The following is a 2,664-nucleotide window of genomic DNA, read 5'->3' as shown; positions in this document are numbered from 1 at the left end:
GCTTGAGCGCGGTGAGCAGGGTGAACGTCTTGAACGTCGAGCCGGCCTGGAAGCCGACGCCGCCGCCGTGCACCGCGTCGGCCACCACGTTGTACTGTCCGATCCCAAACTCGTGGACTTCAACGAGCTGAAGAACGGCGAACCGGCCGGCCCCTGCACAGGACACTTCGGCACCCGCGCCGACCGCAACGACGGGAACTGCGCGAACATCCTGACGGCCAAACGCGACGTGTACCGCTACATGATCTTCGCCGAGAGCTACCTCGAAGATCCCGACTCCTCGGGCAATTCCGAGTGGTACGCCGCCGGCCCCCAGGGCGGCAACGACTTCGTCGTGACGCTCGGCACGTGGGGCGCCCAGGCGATCAACGACGTCGGCGGACTGAGGGTCGCCCAGGCCTCGACCTTCATGCACGAGCTCGGGCACACGCTCAGCCTGGGCCACGGCGGCGACGAGGACGTCAACTGCAAACCCAACTACCTGAGCGTGATGAACTACGCGCTCCAGTTCCCCGACATCAACTTCACCCGGCCCATGGACTACAGCAGCACGGCCACCGGCACCGCGCTCGGCACCACCGAGCCCACCCGGCTCGTGGAGCAGCACCTCAACGAGAACCTCGGCGTGCGCGGAACGCCGCACCCCGACCGCTACACCGTGTACGGGATCAAGGGCAAACCCCACGTCGAGCCCGCCAACAGCGGCCCGATCGACTGGAACGGGGAAAAGGGCAACACAGAGGGCGACATCCCCGCCGACATCAACTACATCGAGTCCATCGGCGTCCCGGGCAAGGGATGCAACATCACCGATGACACCCAGACGCTGCACGGCTACGACGACTGGGCCCACCTGCAGTACAACCCCAGGCTCAACGCCGCCGGCTTCAACGACGGGGTGCCGCGCAGCACGCCCGACGAGATGACGGAGGAGATGGTCCTGGCCCTGTCGCAGCAGGCCGACCTGAAGGTCACCAAGTCCGCCGACCAGGCCGAAGCCGACGGCGGGGACACCGTGACCTACACCGTCGACGTCACCGACCTCGGGCCGGGCAAGGCCACCGCCGTCTCGCTCACCGACACGCTGCCCGACGGCACCACCCGGCAACGCCCGGTGCCCGACCTGAACAAGGGCGACGTGCACACCGTCACGCCGAAGTTCACCTACCAGGTGCCGTGCGACACGACCGACGGCACGGTGCTCACCAACACCGTCACGGTGACCGGGAAGGACACGAACGGCGTGCCCGACCCGTACACCAGCGACAACACCGCGCGCGCCACGACCACGGTGCGCGCCCCGGTGCTGACGGTGAACGAGACGGCGACCGCCACGGTCAACGCCGGTGAGGCGATCACGTACACCATCGCCTACGCGAACGCCGGCGGTGGCGGCGCCTCCGACGCCGTCATCACCGGCACGCTGCCCGCCGGCGTCTACTACAGCAAGGCGCTCGACCTGGGCGCCGGGCCGAAGCCGGACTCGGTGACGCTCAACGCCGACGGCACCAGGACGCTGGTCTGGAACGTGGGCGCCCTGCCCGCCAGGTCCGGCGAACGGAACATCGTCTTCACCGCGCGGCCGACACTGCTGGCGACGGCGGGCACGGCGTACGCGAGCGAGGTGTCCGTGACCTACAAGAACAGCGGCGGGGCATGCACCTTCGACCCGGTCTCGGCCTCGGCCACGACCACGGTCACGGCCGTTCCGCCCACCAGGGATCCACTGTCCAAGGGCTACTGGACGAACCATTCAGGACAGTGGACGGCCGAGTCCCTGGCCCGCATCCAGGCCACCGACCAGCGCTACGACGGCGACCAGAGCGGCGCCCTGTCGGCGGCCGAGATCGACTCCGCCTTACACGACGCCAACGGGCCCAAGACCGTGCTCCGCGAGCACGCCCTGGGCACGTACTTCAACCTGGCGACCAGGCGCGTCAACGCCGGGACGGCGATCGACTCGGCGACGACCAGGCGGCTGGGCCTGGGCACCGTACGCGCCGCGATGATCTACGCCCAGGAGACGATGGCGCTGCCGATCGACTCCGGCACCTCGGCTCGCTACAGCGACATCATCGGGGTGCTCGACGACGTCAACGCCAACAAGATCGAGGTGTACTGACCCGACCCTGACGGCCACCATGCACGTCGCGTGGTGGCCGTCCTCCACGAGGGGCGGGTCGCCGTGTGGGACCGAGCCGCGGCCTTCGCCGCCGACCCCAGCATCGACGTCCTGTTGACAGACTCAGGTGGCCACCGAGACGACGTGCCCCGCCGAGGCCGGGTCGGCGGCCAGCTTCAGCATGCACTCGGCCAGGTCGGCGCGGCTGGTGGAGCGGCCGCCGCGCAGGTTGAGGTCCAGGGCCGTGCGGTAGCGGCCGGTGGGCCCGCCGTCGAGCAGGCGGGAGGGGCGCACGATCGTCCAGTCCAGGCCCGAGGCGCGCAGCAGGCGCTCGGACTCGGCCAGGTCGGTGTAGGAGTTCCTCAGCAGCGGCCGCAGGACGAGGGGCTTGAGCACGTACCGGGTGAACGGGCCGTCGCCGGCGTCGGCGACCATGCCCGCGGCGCTCACCAGCAGCACCCGCCGGGCCGAGACCCGCGCCATCGCCTGGAGGATCGAGCGCATGGCGGTCGTGTGCACGGTCGTCGGGCCGCGCCCGCGCG

General features: G+C 69.9%; 2 protein-coding genes. One reads left to right on the top strand and one right to left on the bottom strand.

The window, feature by feature from the left end:
* Positions 1-2,122, top strand: a 2,122-nt coding sequence (locus ACWCSD_RS51270) for a hypothetical protein (RefSeq protein WP_449926952.1), incomplete at its 5' end; no start/stop codon positions are given.
* A 123-nt stretch (positions 2,123-2,245) separates the two neighbouring features.
* Here the strand turns inward: ACWCSD_RS51270 and ACWCSD_RS51265 are convergent.
* On the bottom strand, positions 2,246-2,664 hold a 419-nt coding region (locus ACWCSD_RS51265; RefSeq protein ID WP_449926950.1), incomplete at its 5' end, for an NAD(P)-dependent oxidoreductase.

Source organism: Nonomuraea sp. NPDC001684 (assembly GCF_053596515.1).
The sequence above is the reverse complement of the archived record's forward strand: the minus strand, read 5'-3'. Positions and strand labels throughout refer to the sequence as shown.